The following is a 16,970-nucleotide window of genomic DNA, read 5'->3' as shown; positions in this document are numbered from 1 at the left end:
GAGTTTCCATGAGTATCACCGTCCCTGGGTTCCGCGCGCCTTCGACCGGTCCGTCGTTGCGGTCGCCGGCCGTGCTGCGCACGGAGGTGCTGGCCGGGTTGGTCGTCGCATTGGCGCTGATCCCCGAGGCCATCGCGTTCTCGGTGATCGCCGGGGTCGATCCGCGGGTGGGCCTGTTCTCGACGGTGACGATGGCGATCACCATCGCCTTCACCGGCGGACGGCCCGCGATGATCACGGCCGCCACCGCGGCGGTCGCGCTCGTCGTCGCCCCGGTGTCGCGGGAATTCGGGGTGGGATACCTCGTCGCCACGATTCTCCTGGCGGGTGTCATCCAGATGCTGCTCGCCTGGTTCGGGGTGGCCAAGCTCATGCGGTTCATCCCGCGCAGCGTGATGGTCGGTTTCGTCAACGCGCTGGCCATCCTGGTGCTGGTGTCACAGCTGCCGCATCTGGTCGACGTGCCGTGGCTGGTGTATCCGCTGACTGCCGTGGGCGTGGTGCTGATGTTCGCGCTGCCCAAGCTGACCACGGCGGTGCCCGCGCCTCTGGTGGTGGTGCTGGTGCTGACGGTGGCCGTGGTCTTGCTCGGCTGGGACGTGCCCGACGTGGGAGATCAAGGGGCCCTGCCTGATTCGCTGCCGGTGCCCGGATTTCCGCACGTTCCGCTTACCCTGCACACACTGCAGGTGATCGCGCCCTATGCGTTGGGTGCGGCACTGGTTGGCCTGCTGGAGTCGCTGATGACGGCCAAGCTCGTCGACGACATCACCGACACACCGTCCAACAAGACCCGTGAAGCGTGCGGGCAGGGCATGGCCAATGTGGTCACCGCGATCTTCGGCGGCATGGGGGGCTGCGCGGTGATCGGGCAGACCATGATGAACGTCAAGGTGGCCGGGGCCCGGACCAGACTGTCTACGCTGCTGACCGGGGTGTTCGTTCTGATCCTGGTGGTATCGCTCGGTGATCTCGTCGGTCGCATCCCGATGGCCGCGCTGGTGGCGGTGATGATCGTGGTGTCGTTCGCGACCTTCGACTGGCACAGCGTGACGCCGAGGACTTTGAAGATGCTGCCGCGCAGCGAGACTCTGGTCATGGTGGTCACCGTCATCGCGACTGCCGCCACGGGAAATCTTGCGGTCGGGGTGTCGCTCGGAGTGCTCACAGCGATGGTGGCATTCGCCCGGCGCGTCGCACACTTCACCTCGGTGTCGGTTGAATCTGGACCGGACGGCACGCGCACATATCGGGTCCGCGGAGACCTGTTCTTCGTGTCCAGCAATGACCTGGTGCACCAGTTCGACTACGCCGGGGACCCTGACGAGGTCGTGATCGACATGTCCGGTGTGTCGGTGTGGGACGCGTCATCGGTCGCGAGTCTCGATGCGATCAGGCTCAAGTACTCGTCGCGCGGGAAGACCGTTTCGTTCACCGGGCTCGACGGTGCGAGCCTGGACCGGCTGAACCGCTTGTCGGGGCGGCTGGGCGTGTGAGGGTCAGCGCAACTTGACCATGCGCGTCGTCGAACTCTCATCCAGCTCGACGACATCGGAACGCGACCGCAGAAAATCGCTGAACGACTTGAAGCCCAACGACTTCTCACTGAACGACGGGTCCATCCGCTTCATCTGAGCTTTGACCGCGGAGTTGTGCAGCCACTCGACGTCGTCCTTCTCCAGGCCGATCTGTAGGGCCCGGGTGAGCAGCGCGGTGGCCTGCGCCTGCGGGTCGGGTTCTTCCTGCTTGCGGGTGCGCTTCTGCGGCTTGGGTTCGGGCTCGGTACTGAGGGAAGGGACGCCGGGCAGCGAGTCGTAGACGACGAACTCGTCGCACGCGGCGGCCAGCACCCGGCTGGAGGAGCCGGCCACTCCGATGCCGACGACATAGCGGCCCAGCCGTTTACAGCGCTGGGCCAGGGGAATGTAGTCGGAGTCGCCGGCCACGATCACCACGTGGGTGAGGTCGGGCAGGCGGAACATGTCCTCGACCGTGTCGACAGCCAGCCGAATGTCGGCGCCGTTCTTGCCGTACGCGGCAGCGGGGAAGAGCTGCACCAGGTCAACAGCGCGACCGACGAGCTGCTCACGGTATCCGGCGTTGAGATCGGCCGACCAGTCCGCATAGGCGCGGGTGAGCACCAACGTGCCGAAGGATGAGGCGAAGTCCAGGATGGCGCCGAGGTCGACGGTGGCCTTGGTGAGCTTGTCGTCCTCCAGGCCTTTGGCCTTGTCCTTCTGAAAAGAGTTGCGGCCGTTGACCTGGTCGTAGCGGGAGATGACGATGTTGTCGAAGTCGAGGTAGACCGCGACGCGGGTATCTAGTTCGGTCACATCAGTCCTCGGATTCGGATCGCCCGATGAGGTTTCGAGCGCCGGTGGGGCCGAGCAGTTCCCGGAACGCCTGCACCGTATAGCCGATGATAGCGGCGTCGGTCTTCGCGCGGGCGGTGGCCGACCGCGGCAGGCTGAACAGCGGACCCATCTCCCCGAAGTAGTCACCGGGTCCGACGACCTTGATGACTTCCTCACCACCGCTGGCCAATTCGCGGGCCAGCTCGATCTGACCGTCGGTGATGATGTAGATCAGGTCGCCCATCTCGCCCTGGGTGAACAGCACCTCGCCGGCTTCGATGGTCACGGTTTCGGGGCCCTGATGCTCGACGGCGACGTGGGGGACGAGCTCCACGACCTGGTCGGCCAGCGGCAGGATGCGGGTGTCGTGGGTGGCGACAACGACGACGCGTTCGTCGCTGGCGAGCTCACGGATGAGCCGCAGCACTTCCTCGACCTGAATGAAGTCCAGGTGGGCGGTGGGTTCGTCGGCCAGGATCAGCGGCGGGTCGAGCGCGATCGCGCGGGCCACGGCGACGCGCTGTTGTTGTCCACCACTGAGATTGCCGGGGCGGTGGTGTAGTCGGTGCTCGAGACCGACGCGGGTGAGCAGCTCCATGGCGCGTTCGCGGGAGCCGTAGCGGCTCATGCCCGCGGCGCGCAGCGGCACCATCACGTTCTCCATCGCGGTCAGGCTGGGCACCAGGTTGAATGCCTGGAACACGATCCCGACTGTGTCGCGCCGGTAGTCAGACAGCGCCTTCTTGTTCAGGGTGGTGACGTCGACGTCGCCGAATTCGATGCGGCCTGCGGTCGGCTTGAGGATCCCGCCCAGACACGACAGCAGGGTGGTCTTTCCGCACCCGCTGGGGCCCAACAGGATTGCCAACGATCCGGCGGGGACTTCGAGGTCCAGGCCGTCGATGGGGCGCACCGCGTAGCCGCCGCTGGAGTACTCCACGACGAGGTCTTTGACGAGAAGGTCGGCCATGTCAGGGTCCTCGGAATGCCAGGGCGGGGTCGATGGTGACGGCGCGGCGCAACCCGGCCACGCTGGCCAGCAGGCCGATCACGACGGCGACGATCGGCAGCGCGACGAATGCCAGGGTGGGGACGTCGCAGCGCATCGGGAACGGCGGCCCGAGCACAAGCGAGAGCCCCGCGCCCAACAGGGCGGCCAGCAGGGCGACGGCGACGGCCTGCATCGCCAACCCGGCCATGATCGACCGGGTGGCCACGCCGACGGCCTTGAACACCGCGAAGTCGCGAGTGCGTTCGAGGGCGGACAGGTAGATCACCGAGCCGACGATCAGCGCCGCGACCGCCCACAGCAGCCCGGCCATCAAGCTCATCGCCTGGTTGGCGCCCCGCAACGGACGCACCATGTCGTCGATGGCGCCGGCCCGGTCGACGATGCGGAACTCCGGTGGCGCCGCGCCCGGATTGCCGACGATACCGACCGACGAGATCAGCTTCTGCCCGGAGAACAGCAGTTGTTGGGCGCCGGGGACCGTCAGGTAGATGTTGTCCTGCGCGGCCAGGGCAGTGAGGTCATCGACCAGCCCGACAACCCGCAGTTTCGACGCACCGACGTCGACATCGGCACCGACCGGGCGACCCATCGTCGTCGATACCGCGACTTCGTCGGGCGTATGCGGTGCCCTGCCCTCCTTCAATGTCGGGGTGCCCGGGCCCTGCTCCGGAACCCCGAACACGTTGACGTTCCGCGGGGTGCCGCCGGCGGGGATGGTCGACGAGCCGTACACCAGCGGGACCGCGGTGACGACACCCGGAAGCCTGGCCGCCCGTTGAACGTCGGTGAGCGGCAACGGAGCTGAGCCGAGAAAGGGACCGGCCGCGCCCTCCTTGATCATGAACGCATCCAGGTGGAGGGCGTCGACGCTGCGTTCGGCTTCGACGCGGAAACCGTTCGCCAGGCCCGTCAATACCAGCGTCATGGCAAAAACCAACGCGGTGCCGACTGCGGCGATCATGAATCGCCGTCGGCGCCACTGCAGATCGCGTAACGCCGCGATCAACACGTCGGTGCCCCGCTCATCAGGTCCGACGTTACCGAGATGGATGTGGCAGGTGGCGGTTATTGGGGCATTTGGTGTGGGGCGGGGTGCTGGCTGGTTCGGGTGGTTTGTGGGTGGGGAGGTCGTCAAACTTTTTGACGGAGTCCGAATCAGGCACTCAGGAGTACGGAGGCGTGCTCGGCGTCGTTCCCGGGTCGATGGCCAGCGCGACGAGGTGGAGAAGCCCGATGATCAGCAGTGCCGTACCGCTGATCATGAACCAGGTCCCGTTGGACGCCTGCGGGGGCGGTCGATCGTCGACCGGCCCGGAGCTTTCGGGGTGAAGCAATCGGTCGTCGTCGTGACGAACCCAGCGGCTATGGGCCATTCGACGGCGGACACCGATGGTCAGCAACAGTGCACCGACAGCGGGCCAGAGAACTGCGCCGATCGTGGAGCCGATCTGATATGCGATTCCGCCATCGGCAAGTAGGTTTTCAATCATCATGCCCCCTCGGGCGGCAACGCTAGCGCACGTCGTCCATTGACCGTCGTACGCTGAGCAACATGCGACTTGCTGCCGCCGCGCTGTTGGTTGCGGTGACGGCCGGGCTGAGCGGCTGCACCGGTGCGCCCGATCGCGAGCAGGAAGCACTCGGCATCCGAGACCGCGTCGCGGCGATGCCGGGTGTGTCGGACGTCGACCTGACCTATGACAACGGCGTCCTCGAGGGCACTCGGTTCGAACTCAAGGTCGACATGGACCAGGCCAGCGATCAGCAGGTCGGCGCGGTGGCCGCCCAACTCGACGAGCTACGCGGCAAGGACTTCGCGAAATTCGACCAGCGGATGAAGATCCTTGTGGCCGAACAGACCTCGATCTCAGGTGGCGCCGATCTGCCGGACGGCATTGAGCAGGTGGCCGGACAACTGCGTCGGCTTCGGGCAGACACCACTCCGGCCGGTGAGATCACGTGGTCCGGCGCCGCGCCGGACACGTCGAAGATACGAATCATGGAGGCCGAGAAACCGGGTGCCGCGGTCGACGCCGTCCTGCGTATCTTCGCCGACCGGCCACCCAGCGAAATCGAGGTATCCGCGGCCGACCGGGTCGCCGATCCGCACTGGATGATCTTCAACCGGTTGGCACCTGCGGACAAACAACGCATCGACGGGCAACTGACCGCGTCGACGCCTGCTCAACCAGGCTGGATCGGTGTCCGGGACGGGCGGATCGAGCGCCTGACCTTCAGCGTGCCGACGCCGGCGACCGCCTACGAGGACGTGGTGCGGACCATTCACGCGATCGAGGCCGGCCCGGCGCATCCCGCCGACCTCCTCTGGCGCTGGGCCGACGATCGGGCCCGCTACAACGAGCCACGCTGGGCGGGCAGCGCCATGATCGGCAAATGCGACTACCCCAGTGGCGACCGCACCAAGACCGAACCGCTCGTGCCCGATGCGTTGGCGCTGCAGCAGCGGATCCGCGACGAGTTCGACACCTGCCTCAAGTAGCAGTCTCTGGGGTCAACCGGATGGCGGCGAGGTGTTCTCGGTCGACCGCTTCGGTGAACTCCTCCAGCGTGGGAATGCGCTGATCGCGGAACGTCAGCCCCATCATCCGCTGGGCGCGCTTGGCGCCGTAGGACTCCGCGCAGCGGTGGAACAGATCGGCGAGGGTGGCGCGGTCCTGGATGAGTTCGCCTCGCATGGTTGTGGTCTGGCCGTCGTGCAGGACTTCGGCGGTCGCGCCGTCGCGGAGATTGCGCTTCCAGGGCGCGTCGGTCATCGCATACAGCGTGCCGTCGATGAAATGCGCACTCAGCGGAATCGCGTACTGCCGACCGGTCTTTCGGCCGCGGACGGTCAGCACCATGAACTGCTTGCGTGCGGCGCCGGCGAACGGCGTGCGCAGCATCAACCGCAGGGCCGGGTTGACGACGCGCATCATCCCTTTCGGCGGATGAGCCACGGTGATCGCGGGTGACTGCTCGGTCATGCCCTCACGCTAGGCCGATTATTGGACGTTGCCCAGGCCGCGCGGGACCATGGCGGTATGGCCGGTTTCGTCACCGTCCGGGCCTACGCCGAGCTCAACGACTTCCTCGACCCCGGGTCGCGGGGGCTGTGCGCGCATCGACCATGCCAGAGCCATCAGACAGTCAAGGATGTTCTGGAGGCGATGGGCATTCCGCACACCGAGGTGGACCTGATCCTGGTGAACGGGGATCCCGCCGGCCTCGGGCACCGACCGGCCGGCGGCGACCGCATCGCGGTGTACCCGATGTTCGAGGCGCTCGACATCGGTGCGACAGCGCGGCTGCGCCCGGTGCCGCTGCGAAATCCCCGGTTCGTGATCGACGTCAACCTCGGCCGGCTGGCGCGGATGCTGCGGGTGCTCGGGTTCGACGTGTGGTGGTCCAGCGACGCCGACGATCAGACCCTTGCCGATATCAGCGTCGAGCAGCAGCGGATCCTGCTGACCCGTGACCGTGGCCTGTTGAAGCGTCGCGCGATCACCCACGGTTTGTTCGTCCACTCCCAGCAGCCCGAGGTGCAGACGCTCGAGGTGCTGCGGCGGCTGGATCTGCGGCGCCGGGTCGCGCCGTTCACCCGGTGCGTTCGATGCAACGGCACGCTGGCGGCTGTGTCGAAGGAGGCGGTGATGGACCGTCTGGAGCCGTTGACTCGCCGCTACTACGACGAATTCAGTCACTGCCCGGACTGCGGGCGAATCTATTGGGCCGGATCACATTTCACGAGATTAACCGGTCTCGTCGGTGAACTTATCGACCAACTCTGATTCTCAGCGCCGAATCGGATTGGCTGGGCGCGAAGGAGTTTGGATCTGTTCCCACTCTCACTATACGGCGGGGGGTGGGGCTTGCGGCAAGGCCCCTGACGTGCTGCACAATCTTCCGGTCCGTGACGAAGGGGAGATTGTGACGAGTACGCCGAAGCCGTTTGAAGTGCACGAGTCCGGGGCGTTTCTGCACGGCACCAAGGCCGACTTGGCGGTGGGCGATTGCTTGGTGCCAGGACGCGAGTCGAATTACCAAGCCGGGCGGATCATGAACCATGTGTACGTCACCCGGACATTGGACGCCGCGGTGTGGGGAGCCGAGATGGCCGCCGGTGAGGGGCGGGGCCGCATCTACATCGTCGAACCCGAAGGTGCGATCGAGGACGACCCGAACGTCACCGACAAGAAGCCGCCCGGAAACCCGACCTGCTCCTACCGAACCCGTGAGCCGGTCAGAATCGTCGGGGAGATCACCGACTGGGTGGGGCATTCAACCGAGCAGCTCCAGGGTATGCGCGACGGCCTGGCGGACCTTCGGCGGCGAGGGCTGGACGTCATCTACGACTGATCTCCAGGCCCCGCCGGTTCGCTCGATACGGGGATTTGTGCCCACTCCCCGTACCCTTCGATGGTGAACGCGATCGACCCTGACCAGCTCAGCACGTGCCTGCGGGTGCTCTCCGAGGTGTCGGCGCTACCGCCCGAGCATCCCGATGCCGTTGCTGTGCGCCAGGCCACGGGGAAGATGTTCAAGGCGCTGAAGAAGGAGCGCCGGGCCGCCAGACGCGACGCGATCGCGGCCGCTGACCGCGCGGTCATCGCCGCCACCGCCACGGGTGCGCCGGGACGGATCGACGACGAGACCCAGGGTCTGCCGCTGGTGTCCACCGCGGTCGGGGCCAGTGCCGGCACGCTGCTGCGCTCGCGGGCCTGCTACATCTGCAAGCAGCATCACACCGTGGTCGATGCCTTCTACCACCAACTTTGTCCGGAATGCGCTGCGATGAACCGGGCCAAGCGCGACGCCCGCACCGACCTGACCGGGCGCACGGCCCTGCTCACCGGCGGGCGCGCCAAGATCGGCATGTACATCGCGCTGCGGCTGTTGCGCGACGGTGCGCACACCACGATCACCACCCGGTTTCCCAACGACGCGGTGCGTCGCTTCGCCGCGATGGAGGACAGTGCCGACTGGTTGCACCGGCTGCGGGTGGTGGGGATCGACCTGCGGGACCCGGCCCAGGTGGTTGCGCTCGCCGACGAGGTGGCCGCGCAGGGGCCGCTGGACATCCTGATCAACAACGCGGCCCAGACGGTGCGCCGCCCGCCGGCTCGTATGCCGCGCTGGTGGAGGCCGAGCGGACCCCGCCGCCGGCCTTGGTGGACGTGGTCACCTTCGACCACGTCAGTGACGCGCATCCGCATGCCCTGGCCGGCAGCCTCGGCGAGCACCCCGCCCCACACGCACTGACCGAGCTGGCCCTGACCGCCCGCAGCGCCTCACCCGAGCGGATCGCCGCGGGGACGGCCATCGACGCGGGTGGGCTGCTGCCGGACACTGCGTCGGTGAACAGCTGGACCCAACGCGTGCACGAGGTCGACGCGATGGAGCTCCTCGAAGTGCAGCTGTGCAACCAGACCGCACCGTTCATTCTGGTGAGCCGGCTGCGCCCGGCGCTGGCCGCTTCACCCGCCCGGCGCAAGTACGTGGTGAACGTGTCAGCGATGGAAGGCCAGTTCGGCCGCGGCTACAAGGGACCCGGGCACCCGCACACCAACATGGCCAAGGCCGCGCTGAACATGCTCACCCGCACAAGCGCGGGGGAGATGCTGGAGCAGGACGGCATCTTGATGACTGCGGTCGATACCGGGTGGATCACCGACGAACGCCCGCACCCGACCAAACTGCGGCTGGCCGAAGAAGGCTTCCACGCACCGCTGGATCTGGTGGATGGTGCTGCGCGCGTGTATGACCCGATCGTGCGCGGGGAATTGGGCGAAGACCTGTACGGGTGCTTCTTGAAGGATTACTCGCCGGCCAGTTGGTGAGGACGTCCCGGTTGCCGGTCAGGTGAGCTGGCCGAGCGCCGCGGACACCGTGGCGCGGACCGTCGCGGCGACGGTGTCGGGGGAGGACGCGTCGAACTTGCCGTCCAGGTGCAAGAACGCCAGGCCATGCACGAGCGCCCATACGGCCTTCGCCATCGCGTCCGGATCAGATGCAGGAATGGCCTGCTGCACAATCGATTTCAGGTAGGCGCTGATGGCGTCGACCGCCGCGACCCGTTCGGGGCTGGTGGGGTCGCAAGGCTCGGCGAACATGGCGCGGAACAGGCCAGGGCGGGTCAGCGCGAAGTTCACGTAGGCGATGGCGATGTCCGCGAGGTCGTCGGGCGTTTTCGGGGACGGACTCGCCGCTGCCAGCTGTCCGGCCAGATCGCGGTAACCCACGGCGGCGACTGCCGACAACAGCGCGTCGCGGTCGGCGAAATGCCGGTAGGGCGCCGCCGTGGACACCCCCGCGCGCCGGGCCGCCGCGCGTAGCGACAGTTCGGTCGCGCCGCCCTCCTCGAGCAGCTCCAATGCGGCCTGCACGAGCGCGCTGGGCAGGTCGCCATGGTGATACGACCGCGTTGACGTGGGCATTCGGGACTTACCTCACAAGTGTTGACACCGCTTACATGTTGTCCGTATGTTAGCAGTCGTTAGGAGTAAGCGGTGCTTACATTGTTTGAAGGAGTTCTCATGTCGAGTGCGTCGGCATTGTTCGCGCCCCTGCAGCTGAGGTCGGGCCAGGTCTTGCCCAACCGGATCGCTAAGGCGGCGATGGAAGAGGGCATGGCCGGGAAGGCACAGCTGCCCGACGAGCGCCTGATCGCGCTGTACCGCAGGTGGGGCGCCGGCGGCACCGGACTGCTCATCACCGGCAACGTCATGGTCCATGCCGAGGCGATGACCGGGCCGGGTGGCGTCGTCCTGGACGCGGACTCGCCACTCGAGCCGTTCGCGGCGTGGGCGCGCGCCGGCAAGGACGACGGTGCGGCGATGTGGATGCAGATCAGCCATCCCGGCCGCCAGGTCCAGGCCAACATGCCGGGCGTGGTGTGGGGGCCGTCCGATGTCGGAGTAGAGCTGGGCCGGCACTCCAAGCGATTCGGGCAGCCGGTCGCGATGACGGCCGAGCAGATCGCCGACACCATCACCCGCTTCGCCATCACCGCGCGCCGCGCCGAGCAGGCCGGATTCGACGGCGTCGAGGTCCATGCCGCACACGGGTATCTGTTGTCGCAGTTCCTGTCGCCCTTGGTCAACAACCGCACCGACGAGTGGGGCGGGTCGCTGGAGAACCGGGCCCGACTGCTCCTGGAGATTGTCCGCGCGATTCGCGCCGAGGTGTCGCCGGGCTTTTCCGTTGCGGTGAAACTGAATTCAGCGGATTTCCAACGCGGCGGCTTCGACGCTGACGACGCCCGCAAGGTGATCGACATGCTTGCCCCGCTCGGCGTCGACCTGGTCGAGCTGTCCGGCGGCAGCTACGAAAGCCCCGCCATGACCGGCCGCCCGGCCGATGACCGCACCGCGGCCCGCGAGGCGTACTTCCTCGAACTGGCGGCCGAGCTCGCCGTGAGCAGCCCGATACCGCTCATGCTGACCGGCGGCATCACCCGGCGCGAGACAGCCGAGCAAGTGTTGGCGAGTGGGGTCGCGGTGGTCGGCATGGCGACTGCGCTCGCCGTCACTCCCGATCTGCCGACGCGTTGGCGGCACGGATTGTCGTCGGCGGGAAGCCTGAAACCGGTGAACTGGTCGGACAAGCCGATGGCGTCGATGGCCAGCATGGCGATGGTGCGTTTTCAGATGCGCCGGCTCGGGGCGCGGAAGAACCCCGCACTGGGCGTCGGACCGGCTTTCGCGTTGGCCGCCGATCAGCTGGTGCAGCGTCTTGCACTGCGTCGGTACTCGCGGTGGCTGGGATCGCGGCCGCGGGTGGGTACTCGTACCTCGGTTTAACGGATCGGGACAGGAGACAATCATGACGAAAGTACTGATGGTGATCTCGGCGGCCGACCGCTGGACACTCAACGACGGGACGGTGCATCCGTCCGGGTACTGGGCCGAGGAGGTCGCGCGACCGCACCAGATCTTCACCGAGGCGGGATGGCACATCACGGTCGCGACGCCGGGTGGCAAGCCGCCGACGCTCGACAAGCTCAGCCTCGGCATCTCCGGGGGAATGCCGTGGAAGCGCCGGGAGGCCAAGAGCTATCTCGACAGCATCGCCAACGTGCTGGCCCATCCGGTCTCGCTCGACACCGTGAACGCCGACGACTACGACGTGGTGTTCTACCCCGGCGGACACGGGCCCATGGAAGACCTCGCCTACGACCCGGTGTCCGGCGCACTGCTGGCGCAGCGGTTGGCATCCGGCAAGCCACTCGCGCTGCTGTGCCACGCGCCGGCGGCGATCCTGGCCGCTGCTGGGCCGGACGGGGTGTCCCCGTTCGCCGGACGGCGGATGACCGGGCTGTCCAATCGCGAAGAGTTGTTGAACAGCTTCGGGCGCAAGGCGCCATGGTTGTTGGAGGACAAGCTGAAAGATGCCGGCGTCGAGTACTCCAAGGCATTGCTGCCGCTGCGTCCCCATGTGGTGGTCGACGGCAACCTCTACACCGGGCAGAACCCGCAGTCCTCGGAGAAGCTGGCCGAGCGGCTAGTGGTCGACGTGGGGAGGGGCTGATGGCTGTTCAGGACATGGTCGAGGTCGATCTCGGCGGGCATCTGGTCACGGTGCCCAAAGATGGACTTTATGACCGGTTTCGGATGCGCACCGACCTCGACGAGGTTGCCCGTGATCCCCGGGTCTCCAGCGTCGACTTCTTCCGCCGGATGCCCAAGACCGAGGTGAACTCGCCGATCGGTCCCACGCTGACGCCGAACTTCTACTACCGCATCTCGACTGCCCGGCTCGTCATGCTGGCTCGATCCCGTGACATCCGTACCCGGCTGCCGAAAGCGCTTGCGCCGCTGGAGGTTGCGCCCGGGCTGGGGGTCGTCTCGGTGATGTTCTTCCGCTACGACGTGTGCGACATCGACTTCTACACCGAGGCCGCTGTCGGCGTCGCGGTGCGGCCCGCGCGGCACGGCAAGCTTGGCGTTGCCGACCTGGCGAGCAGCCTGGCCAACGATCACCTGCATTCGTACGTGCTGTCCCTGCCGGTGAGCACACAGATCGCCCAGGTGCGCGGACATGACGGGTACGGGTTTCCCAAGTGGGTGACTGGGCTTGATGTCTCTATAGACTCGGACCGGACTGTCGCGCGCGTCGGGAACGATGCCGGCGGGGTGGACCTCGCGCTCTCGGCTGCCACCCCTGCGCAGACGGTGTTCGGTAGTGGGGAACGGGTTTCGACACTGACGTCCTACACGTCGCTCAACGGCGCTTGGCATTCCACGTTGAGCCAGACCAATATGCTGTCGTCAGGGACCGCGCGGTTTCCTCGGGGTGTGGAGCTGCAGATCGGGCAGGGGAAGATGGCGGATGACCTGCGGTCGCTCAAGCCGATCAAGACCATTCAGTTCGACGTCGTCACGGAAGGTCAACTCGCACTGCACATGCCGGTGCCGGTGGCGGTGCGGGATTGAGGTGATGGTGTAGGTCGGGCCGGACCTGTCGGAGTGACAGTGATCCTGGAAGTCTATTCGTCTTCGGTGATTTCGGCTTCATTCACGACTTCTATTGGAAGAGCGAGAGTCACAGCCACCTCATCGAGGAACCGAGTGCTAGTGGCGAACCACTCGCGTCCAGCTGTTCGGGCGACGCTCCGGTGGTGGTCGGCTGCTTCGAGCAGCCGATGAAAACGGTCCTCAGCGACAGCCGACGATTGCGCTTCTGTCCGATAGATTCTGAGAAGAATCGGCTCTTCAGGCAGTGCAGTGGTGCGGGTTTGGTTCATGAATCGCTGGATCACGTCGCTGTCGCTGCGCCCGACTTTCATCAGCGTTCGGCCGTTCTTTTCGTATGGATAGCGTAGGTAGTGGGGAAGTGCATACACGTAGACCCCCGGCACGTTCTCAGACTCGGCACGTTCCGTCTGCGCCTTTGCTTGTTCGACTTCCGCTGTCCGAGCTGTCTCGTCACTGGCACGGCGCTCAAGTTCGTCGAGATTTCGTTCGAGGTACCTGTGGGCCTCGGGTGACCAATCGTGATCCTTGAGGAAGCGGCGGAAAGTCCGTGCAGCCTGGAGGGCGAGGGTCGGTGCCGTTGTGAGGTCACCGTCAACGAGGGAACGGATTGTCCGTGTGTAGTTGGAAACGAAGCCCGAGGTGGCAACGCCAAGCTCGGCTGCAATGTTGTCGGCACTAAGCCTCGATCCACCGATGAATTGCCTGTGTAGGTGGGTGTCGATATAAGGAAAGTGCCCCTTGAGCTGGGAGGATTGGTGTTCTCTACGCATCAATCAGGCCAGTTAAGAAAGGCACTTCCAGTGCAAGTGTCCCACGGGTTCGCTGCGTCGTCGGCGGTCTTCGATGAGGATCATCTCGTGTCGTGCGCCGGACTGGTGCCGGTGATGACACTGGCTGAGCAGACCGGCCTGCCGAATCTGTTGGCTGACAAGATCTTCATCCCCGCGCCGAAGATCAAATCCGGGTCAGCGAATCCGGCACCGAAGCTGGCCACGGTGATCGCCGGGATGTGCGCCGGCGCCGACAGCATTGATGACCTCAACATCGTCCGGGCCGGGGGCATGAAAACACTCTTCGGCGATGTGTACGCACCATCAACCATCGGAACCCTGTTGCGGGAGTTCACCTTCGGACACGCACGCCAACTCGAATCAGTCCTGCGCGAACACTTGGCCGCCCTCTGCCGGCGCGTTGAGTTGCTACCCGGATCCGACAGCGGTGTGTTCATCGACATCGACTCCCTGCTACGACCGGTCTACGGCCATGCCAAACAAGGCGCCTCCTACGGACACACCAAAATCGCTGGCAAGCAGGTCCTGCGCAAAGGACTCTCGCCGTTGGCGACCACGATCAGCACCCCCGGTGCGGCGCCGGTGATCGCCGGGATGCGGCTGCGGGCCGGCAAGACCGGCTCCGGTAAAGGAGCCGGTCGAATGGTCGCCCAGGCCATCACCACGGCCCGAGCGGCCGGGGTCACCGGCCAGATCCTGGTCCGCGGCGATTCGTCCTACGGCACCCGCGCCGTCGTCGGCGCCTGCCGACGCCATGGTGCGCAATTCTCGGTGGTCATGGGCCGCAACAGCGCGATCAACCGGGCCATCAACGCCATCGACGACGCGGCGTGGACACCGGTGAAATACCCGGGCGCGGTGCGTGATCCCGACACCGGAGAGTGGATCTCTGATGCCGAAGTCGCCGAAATCAGCTACACCGCATTCGCGGCCACCACAGACCGCTTCACCGCCCGACTGGTGGTACGTCGGGTCAAAGATGCGCGCTTCCGCGACGCCCTGTTCCCGGTCTGGCGGTATCACCCGTTCTTCACCAACACCGACCTACCAACCGCCGACGCCGACATCACCCACCGTCAACACGCGATCATCGAAACTGTCTTCGCCGACCTGATCGCCGGCCCCTTGGCCCACATGCCCTCCGGGCAATTCGGCGCCAACTCCGCGTGGGTGCTCTGCGGGGCCATCGCCCACAATCTGCTGCGCGCCGCCGGTGTGCTTGCCGGTGGAGCGCACGCAGTGGCCCGGGGAGCCACCTTGCGACGCACGATCATCACCGTCCCGGCACGGCTGGCCCGACCGCAACGCCGACCCATCCTGCACCTACCCAGCCACTGGCCCTGGACCGAGCACTGGCTCACCCTGTGGCGCAACACCATCGGCTACAGCCCACCCGCTACCGCAACCGTCTAACCGTCGCCGAACAGGCCCCACCGAAGCACACAGGAAAAGCTGGGCAGACCAGCGGCTACATCCTGCCCACCCCACAAACCGCCGTCAGAATCACCGTCGAACCACACCACTCAAGTCAGTCCACGGATTGAGGCTAAGTCCGCGATCCCGCCCCTGGAAAACTTGACCTAGTCGAGTCGTGTCGTTGCGAAGAATCTCGATGATCTCCGCCTGTACTTCTCGAGACGGTCGAACTGCTCCAAGACCATCGTCCTCTTCTCGCTGTCCAACCAGCTCGTCGGTCATATTTATCAATCCCCTCAGCATGGTCGAATATCGCCACCGTAGGCGGAGCGATTACCACCTTCAAGTATTCGAGGCACTAGTCGATTGAGGACCTATGGAGTATCGCGTGAGTGCAGTGTTCAAAACCGCCAGTTCCTGGACTGCCCAACTAGCCTGAGACGGTGTTGTGAACCGCCCTGGAAATCCCGGAGGCTCCTGACCTTGGAAACGAGGATGCAGGTATGCCGAAGGAACAGTCTGCTGGGAAGCCCACGACGCGTCGCTACAGCTTGGAGGAGAAGGCCGCGGCGGTGCGGATGGTCCGGACCCTGAGAGCCGAGTTGGGTGCCGAGCAGGGCACGGTGTCGCGGGTGGCCCGCCAGCTCGGCTACGGGGTGGAGTCGGTGCGGTCCTGGGTCCGCCAAGCCGACATCGATGACGGATACGCTCCGGGAGTGTCCAGCGCGGAGTCGGCACGGATCAAAGAGCTTGAGCAGGAGAATCGAGAACTCAAGCGTGCCAACGAGATACTGAAACGCGCGGCCAGTTTTTTCGGGGCGGAGCTCGACCGCCAACACAAGAAATAGTCGACTTCATCGACGCCCAGCGCGAGGAGTTCGGGGTCGAGCCCGTCATCACCGTCCTGCGATCAGCAGGGGTGGTGATGGCCCCGAGCACCTACTACGACACCAAGACCCGGCCTGTGTCGGCACGCGCGCAGCGTGACGCCGAGCTTGGTCCGGCCCTGATGGCGCTCTGGGAGGACAACTACCGCGTCTACGGGGCCCGCAAGCTCTGGAGAGCTGCTCGCCGCGAGGGCTACGACGTCGGCCGCGATCAGGTGGCCCGCCTGATGCGCAGCCTCGGGATCGAAGGGGTCCGGCGCGGCAAACGGGTCAAGACCACCAAACCGGACGCCGCCGCTGCGCGTCACCCGGATCTGGTGAAGCGCACGTTCACCGCTACCGCGCCGAACCAACTGTGGGTGACGGATCTGACATTCGTGCCGACGTGGGCCGGGGTGGCGTATGTGTGTTTCATCGTCGATGCCTACTCGCGGATGATCGTCGGCTGGCGGGTCGCCTCGCACATGCGCACCACGATGGTCCTCGACGCATTGGAGATGGCCCGCTGGTCACGCGGAAACATGTTGGTGGGCTTGCGATGTCACTCCGATGCCGGGTCGCAGTTCACATCGATCCGCTACGGCGAACGCCTCGCTGAGATCGGTGCGGTCCCCTCGATCGGATCGATCGGGGACAGCTTCGACAACGCCTTGGCGGAGACGGTGAACGGCTACTACAAGGCCGAGCTGATCTACGGTCCCGCCCGCAGCGGGCCATGGAAGACCGTCGAGGACGTCGAGTTGGCCACCCTCGGGTGGGTGCACTGGCACAACACCAGCCGGCTGCACGGCTACCTCAACGACGTTCCACCCGCCGAGTATGAGGCGGCGTTCTACGATGCCCAACGGACCGCCCAACCCCTGGTCGGAATCCAATAGCCCGAGCCTCCGGCAGAACCAGGGCGGTTCATTGTCCCAACTGCCTCTCGGCCGGCTTCTACCGGAGGCTCCTTGCGTAGCCCGTCGACGCGTGCATCGCGCTGGGTGTTAGGCAGCGCCATTAGACCTGGACTGACTCCTGCTCAGAATGGAGCGGCT

16 protein-coding genes, 1 pseudogene and 1 other annotated feature are annotated in these 16,970 nt (G+C 65.9%); of the genes and pseudogenes, 10 read left to right on the top strand and 7 right to left on the bottom strand.

From position 1 onward, the window contains the following. The first annotated feature begins 8 nt into the window (after positions 1 to 8). Complete coding sequence (locus ACNQVK_RS31270) at positions 9 to 1,496, top strand: SulP family inorganic anion transporter (RefSeq protein ID WP_418032606.1); 1,488 nt, start codon at positions 9 to 11, stop codon at positions 1,494 to 1,496. Between the two features lie 3 nt (positions 1,497 to 1,499). On the opposite strand, the gene ACNQVK_RS31265 is transcribed toward ACNQVK_RS31270, so the two are convergent. The 4 genes from ACNQVK_RS31265 to ACNQVK_RS31250 all read right to left on the bottom strand — a co-directional run bounded on the left by ACNQVK_RS31265 (position 1,500) and on the right by ACNQVK_RS31250 (position 4,856). Continuing rightward, positions 1,500 to 2,333 carry an NYN domain-containing protein gene (locus tag ACNQVK_RS31265; protein WP_418032605.1) on the bottom strand — a complete coding sequence of 278 codons (834 nt, stop codon included), beginning with the start codon at positions 2,331 to 2,333 and terminating at the stop codon, positions 1,500 to 1,502. A gap of 1 nt (position 2,334) precedes the next feature. Continuing rightward, entirely contained in the window at positions 2,335 to 3,324 is a 990-nt protein-coding gene (locus ACNQVK_RS31260) for an ATP-binding cassette domain-containing protein (protein ID WP_418032604.1), read from the bottom strand. 1 nt (position 3,325) lies between these two features. Beyond that, on the bottom strand, positions 3,326 to 4,375 hold the full coding sequence (locus ACNQVK_RS31255; protein WP_276127088.1) for an ABC transporter permease: 1,050 nt from the start codon (positions 4,373 to 4,375) through the stop codon (positions 3,326 to 3,328). A 154-nt stretch (positions 4,376 to 4,529) separates the two neighbouring features. Continuing rightward, the gene (locus ACNQVK_RS31250; protein ID WP_418032603.1) at positions 4,530 to 4,856 is read right to left on the bottom strand and encodes a hypothetical protein; all 327 of its coding nucleotides are present in this window, start codon (positions 4,854 to 4,856) and stop codon (positions 4,530 to 4,532) included. A 62-nt stretch (positions 4,857 to 4,918) separates the two neighbouring features. On the opposite strand from ACNQVK_RS31250, the gene ACNQVK_RS31245 reads away from it, so the two are divergent. After that, on the top strand, positions 4,919 to 5,866 hold the full coding sequence (locus tag ACNQVK_RS31245; RefSeq protein ID WP_418032602.1) for a hypothetical protein: 948 nt from the start codon (positions 4,919 to 4,921) through the stop codon (positions 5,864 to 5,866). Here the strand turns inward: ACNQVK_RS31245 and ACNQVK_RS31240 are convergent. Beyond that, positions 5,859 to 6,350: a hypothetical protein gene (locus tag ACNQVK_RS31240; protein WP_418032601.1), complete on the bottom strand. Its 492-nt coding sequence runs from the start codon at positions 6,348 to 6,350 to the stop codon at positions 5,859 to 5,861. The genes ACNQVK_RS31245 and ACNQVK_RS31240 overlap by 8 nt on opposite strands. A gap of 57 nt (positions 6,351 to 6,407) precedes the next feature. Here ACNQVK_RS31240 and ACNQVK_RS31235 point away from each other — a divergent pair, with 57 nt between their 5' ends. From ACNQVK_RS31235 to ACNQVK_RS31225, 3 genes and pseudogenes are all read left to right on the top strand, one after another. After that, positions 6,408 to 7,154, top strand: a complete 747-nt coding sequence (locus ACNQVK_RS31235; RefSeq protein WP_418032600.1) for a Mut7-C RNAse domain-containing protein — start codon at positions 6,408 to 6,410, stop codon at positions 7,152 to 7,154. Between the two features lie 139 nt (positions 7,155 to 7,293). Further along, a complete protein-coding gene (gene arr / locus ACNQVK_RS31230) occupies positions 7,294 to 7,722 on the top strand; it encodes an NAD(+)--rifampin ADP-ribosyltransferase (RefSeq protein ID WP_418032599.1) in 429 nt (142 codons plus the stop codon). A 60-nt stretch (positions 7,723 to 7,782) separates the two neighbouring features. Continuing rightward, positions 7,783 to 9,203: pseudogene (locus ACNQVK_RS31225) on the top strand (SDR family NAD(P)-dependent oxidoreductase). Between the two features lie 18 nt (positions 9,204 to 9,221). On the opposite strand, the gene ACNQVK_RS31220 reads toward ACNQVK_RS31225, so the two are convergent. Then, a complete protein-coding gene (locus tag ACNQVK_RS31220; protein ID WP_418032598.1) occupies positions 9,222 to 9,800 on the bottom strand; it encodes a TetR/AcrR family transcriptional regulator in 579 nt (192 codons plus the stop codon). A 99-nt stretch (positions 9,801 to 9,899) separates the two neighbouring features. On the opposite strand from ACNQVK_RS31220, the gene ACNQVK_RS31215 reads away from it, so the two are divergent. From ACNQVK_RS31215 to ACNQVK_RS31205, 3 genes are read left to right on the top strand one after another with little or no spacing between them, the layout of a single operon-like run. After that, a complete protein-coding gene (locus tag ACNQVK_RS31215) occupies positions 9,900 to 11,165 on the top strand; it encodes an NADH:flavin oxidoreductase/NADH oxidase family protein (RefSeq protein ID WP_418032597.1) in 1,266 nt (421 codons plus the stop codon). 22 nt (positions 11,166 to 11,187) lie between these two features. Beyond that, complete coding sequence (locus ACNQVK_RS31210; protein ID WP_418032596.1) at positions 11,188 to 11,892, top strand: type 1 glutamine amidotransferase domain-containing protein; 705 nt, start codon at positions 11,188 to 11,190, stop codon at positions 11,890 to 11,892. Then, the gene (locus ACNQVK_RS31205; protein WP_418032595.1) at positions 11,892 to 12,797 is read left to right on the top strand and encodes an acetoacetate decarboxylase family protein; all 906 of its coding nucleotides are present in this window, start codon (positions 11,892 to 11,894) and stop codon (positions 12,795 to 12,797) included. The genes ACNQVK_RS31210 and ACNQVK_RS31205 overlap by 1 nt, the downstream gene beginning before the upstream one ends. A gap of 53 nt (positions 12,798 to 12,850) precedes the next feature. On the opposite strand, the gene ACNQVK_RS31200 is transcribed toward ACNQVK_RS31205, so the two are convergent. After that, positions 12,851 to 13,609: a GIY-YIG nuclease family protein gene (locus ACNQVK_RS31200; RefSeq protein ID WP_418032594.1), complete on the bottom strand. Its 759-nt coding sequence runs from the start codon at positions 13,607 to 13,609 to the stop codon at positions 12,851 to 12,853. A 30-nt stretch (positions 13,610 to 13,639) separates the two neighbouring features. On the opposite strand from ACNQVK_RS31200, the gene ACNQVK_RS31195 reads away from it, so the two are divergent. Continuing rightward, entirely contained in the window at positions 13,640 to 15,043 is a 1,404-nt protein-coding gene (locus ACNQVK_RS31195; protein WP_011768002.1) for an IS1380 family transposase, read from the top strand. Positions 15,044 to 15,549: 506 nt separating this feature from the next. Further along, positions 15,550 to 16,811 (top strand): IS3 family transposase gene (locus tag ACNQVK_RS31190; protein WP_109545117.1). Its coding sequence is split into 2 segments (ribosomal slippage): positions 15,550 to 15,859 and positions 15,859 to 16,811, totalling 1,263 coding nucleotides; the frame shifts between segments, so codons are not numbered across the junction. Beyond that, positions 15,849 to 15,980: a sequence feature (AL1L pseudoknot), on the top strand. (Overlaps the previous gene by 132 nt.) Positions 16,812 to 16,970: the final 159 nt, after the last annotated feature.

Source organism: Mycobacterium sp. 134 (assembly GCF_048282715.1).
In the GTDB taxonomy this organism is placed as follows: Bacteria; Actinomycetota; Actinomycetes; order Mycobacteriales; family Mycobacteriaceae; genus Mycobacterium; species Mycobacterium septicum.
Note: the sequence above shows the minus strand (reverse complement) of the source record. Positions and strands in the feature narration are given on the sequence as shown.